The sequence below is a fragment of the Pseudomonas sp. CM27 genome (assembly GCF_013179515.1).
Taxonomy (GTDB): Bacteria; Pseudomonadota; Gammaproteobacteria; order Pseudomonadales; family Pseudomonadaceae; genus Aquipseudomonas.
This window is the reverse complement of record NZ_JABMCN010000071.1, coordinates 22603-23889: the sequence shown is the minus strand read 5'-3', so window position 1 is coordinate 23889 and position 1287 is coordinate 22603. Positions and strand designations below refer to the sequence as shown.

The following is a 1287-nucleotide window of genomic DNA, read 5'->3' as shown; positions in this document are numbered from 1 at the left end:
ACTACCTATTCAATTCTGCAATGAAAAGTGGTGGCGAGGTTGCTGCCACTAATGGGTGTAATTTTGTGGTCGTTCATGTGAACGACAAGGACAGCCAGACGGGATGTCTCATTTACAAGAGCGTGGATAATATTTGGGTGCGCTACGAGACCGAAGAGTCTGAGTACGTTTCTGTTTTTCCGAGGGATAATTTTTACAGGGCAGACATGAAGATGAGAAATTAACTACTGCCGCTTGTAGTCGCAGGGGGCGGTTTTCGATGTTTTTTAGATTTTTGATCAAAAACACAAATGGACTGATTTATTTTTCGGAAGATAAATCAGCCCCCATTTTCTGGATCCCGATAAAGCTTAAAGTTTGATATGATGCGTCGAGGCCTAGCGACTTAAAGTGCATTAAGTCGCCTAAGGTTTGTTCTGGCGTGGCTATATGGTCTTTTTTATGACAGAACTGCTTCCATCGCTTAATTTTATTGTTTCAAAGTCTTGGAAAAGCGAAGGTGCGTCTTGCTTGACAATTTTTAGGATTTGAGTTGACACATCCCGCATCTCCCAGTCACCCTCGATTGCCCCTCTCGTAATTAGGAAGTGCCTCAGTGCTCTGGCGTTTGCCGTGAATACTAATTTTGTTTCAATGGCGTTTGGGAGAATTGATCGTGCAGTTGTTCTGAGTTCTCGTAACTTTTCTTTGTTGGAAAAGCTGTTGCTTATAGATAATTTCTTTGCGCTCGCGATGAGCTCTCTATATAGCTCGACTGATGAATGCATTGCATTAAGCCATTTTTTATATAGAGGAGAATCTTTTTTTAGGGATGGAGGCGCAACAAAGTCCGCGTCAGACTCGTCGTAATACTGCTGTGAAAGCTGACTATATGAAAAGCCAGCGCGATGTCGCACAAGTTGATGGGTAAAACCTCGTGATACACCTGATACGATGAAAGTCCAACTTGCATGCTCGAGCACACTGCCATGCCCGCTATCAATGAGGTTGAGTATGTATTCCTGATTGCTTCTAGGCGATTGACGTTGACCAAAAGACATATAGCAAATTCGCCCTGAGAATTCGACTAAGTCATCGCTGCTTTTAGAGTCAGTTGTTCTTTGCCACACCATTTTTTCAGAATCTAAGAATTCTTGAATCGCGTCAAAGTCAATAGAGCTTTTTGCAACGCATCTCACAATAGGACTTGAGACTTTCATTCTGTCTCCTTATGGTCAGGTGCAGGTGCAGGTGCAGGTGCAGGTGCAGGTGCAGGTGCAGGTGCAGGTGCAGGTGCAGGTGCAGGTG

The 1287-nt window shown here is 44.0% G+C and carries 2 protein-coding genes; one reads left to right on the top strand and one right to left on the bottom strand.

The annotated features are described in order from the left end of the window. The coding region (locus HP547_RS29350) for a hypothetical protein (RefSeq protein ID WP_218583477.1) at nt 1-224 on the top strand (224 nt) is incomplete at its 5' end. 201 nt (nt 225-425) lie between these two features. Here the strand turns inward: HP547_RS29350 and thyX are convergent. Next, a complete protein-coding gene (gene thyX, locus HP547_RS11410) occupies nt 426-1199 on the bottom strand; it encodes an FAD-dependent thymidylate synthase (RefSeq protein ID WP_172286333.1) in 774 nt (257 codons plus the stop codon). Between the last annotated feature and the right edge of the window lie 88 nt (nt 1200-1287).

Bases quoted from the DNA above. Each gene is read 5' to 3' on its own strand.
- thyX (WP_172286333.1), bottom strand. From the start codon at position 1,199: ATGAAAGTCTCAAGTCCTATTGTGAGATGCGTTGCAAAAAGCTCTATT.